The organism is Eubacterium sp. 3_1_31, assembly GCF_964249515.1.
Lineage (GTDB): Bacteria > Bacillota_I > Bacilli_A > Erysipelotrichales > Erysipelotrichaceae > Longicatena > Longicatena caecimuris.
Genome location: NZ_CAXUBY010000098.1, coordinates 1 through 1,880, shown reverse-complemented (window position 1 = coordinate 1,880; position 1,880 = coordinate 1). Strand labels below are relative to the sequence as shown.

2 protein-coding genes are annotated in these 1,880 nt (G+C 35.5%); both read right to left on the bottom strand.

Annotation, left to right across the window (positions count from 1 at the left end; translation table 11 throughout):
* Positions 1–86 precede the first annotated feature (86 nt).
* Positions 87–1,100: a sensor histidine kinase gene (locus ACESSZ_RS16385; protein ID WP_008690003.1), complete on the bottom strand. Its 1,014-nt coding sequence runs from the start codon at positions 1,098–1,100 to the stop codon at positions 87–89.
* Complete coding sequence (locus ACESSZ_RS16380; RefSeq protein WP_008690002.1) at positions 1,090–1,764, bottom strand: response regulator transcription factor; 675 nt, start codon at positions 1,762–1,764, stop codon at positions 1,090–1,092. Before ACESSZ_RS16380 ends, ACESSZ_RS16385 begins: the two co-directional genes overlap by 11 nt.
* Positions 1,765–1,880 lie beyond the last annotated feature (116 nt).

Genomic DNA, 1,880 nt, shown 5'->3' with positions numbered 1-1,880 from the left:
GTAGAGCCGATAAAATAAGGCTTTGCGGACATTTGAGAAGATATAAAAAGATAGTTAAAAAGACATATATAATTTATCATAATTAATTACTTTAACAGCATCAATGTACTAATGGGAAAATCCAATGTTATAGTAGTGCCTTCACCTTCTGAAGAAGCGGCATGTATACCCAAATATAGTTTATCGCATAAACTCTTACATAAATATAGCCCCATACCGGTTGCTTTCTCATTTATTCGGCCATTTTTACCAGTAAATCCCCGTTCAAAGATGCGTGAAATATCACTTGGACAAATACCGATGCCATTATCCTGAATATGCAGGTGGATCGTATTTTCTTTCCGCTCTGCATAAATGTGCAATGTTTTTTCTTCTTTATCCATGTATTTGATAGCATTTAAAATGATTTGTTCGAGAATAAATTCCAGCCATTTATTATCACTATATACGATTTGGTCAAGATTTGATAATTCTACGCTGATTTTCTGTAAGATAAATATTTTAGAATGCTTGCGTAAAATCTTGGATATACATTCCTGTAGTGATAATTCTTTAATTAGATAATCCTTTTCTACTGATGTGCTGCGGGCATAGAAAAGTGCTTGTTCTACAAAGCTTTCTACTTTTTCTATTTCTTCATGTAAACTATCGGTAATGGCGGATGGATTATTAGAAATCACCAATTTTGCTGCGGCAAGTGGGGTTTTAATTTCATGAACCCACATCTCAATATAATCTTTATAATCGGCTTGTGCACTGCGATAAAGGTTGACATGATCAGCCATCGATTTATCTACCTCATGCAATACTTCCATAAGAATTTTACCATCTAAGAATAAGGGCTCTTCCATCATTTCAGTAAGCAAATATTTTTCATCTAAGGATTGTGCGGTATCTAACAAACGTTGATAAAAAGATGCACGGCGTACATATTCAATGATGAGGATTGCCAGCAGCATGCCCCAATATAATAGAGATACAACCATGATGGCCTGCGTATTATTTCCTATGCCATAAAGAAATAGCACGATAATGGCATAGGTCAATAAGCCTAACAAGATGAAATATAGTTTCTCAAATAAATAATCTTTAATCTTCATAAATAATGTATCCCATACCACGTTTTGTCTGAATCAAATCATCCAATCGCAGATATTCCAATTTCTTACGCAGGCGGTTAATATTGACCGTTAAGGTGTTATCATCAACAAACAGATCACAATCCCACATATGCTGCATCAACTCATTGCGGGAAACAATCTTATTTTTATTTTGAAACAGACAATGCATGATGCGTAATTCATTTTTTGTTAAATCAACACTGTTGCCTTTCCAATTGAGGGTGCTTTTGGATATATCTAAGACGATATCATGAATCATCAATTGGTTGCTGGAAGCGTGCTCATAGGAACGCTGTAAGATACGGGAAATTCTTGCTAATAGAATTTGCAGGTTATATGGTTTTGTCACAAAATCATCGGCACCAAGATTCATGCTGATTAATTCATCCATATCAGAATCACGACTTGTGACGATCATGATAGGGAGTTCACTGTTCTTACGTACTTCGCGGCATATAAAATGGCCGTCTACGACAGGAAGGTTTAGATCTAGCAGTAGTAAATCTGGCTTCTGCTGATGAATATCTTCCAGTAAATGATCAAATTCGGCAGGACCAAAGGCCTCATATCCGTTTTTACTTAAAAAATCACAAAGCTCATTACGTATTTTATCGTTATCTTCAATTACCATAATGCGATACATATCATCACCACCTTGGTTTTATTATAGCTTATTTTGTTAAAAATCGAGTAGGGTGAAATAAATCACCCTCTCACACCACCGTACGTACGGTTCCGTATACGGCGGTTCGTTTTAAT

Excerpts from the sequence above, each read along its gene's own strand:
- ACESSZ_RS16385 (WP_008690003.1), bottom strand. The coding sequence starts at position 1,100 with ATGAAGATTAAAGATTATTTATTTGAGAAACTATATTTCATCTTGTTA.
- ACESSZ_RS16380 (WP_008690002.1), bottom strand. The coding sequence starts at position 1,764 with ATGTATCGCATTATGGTAATTGAAGATAACGATAAAATACGTAATGAG.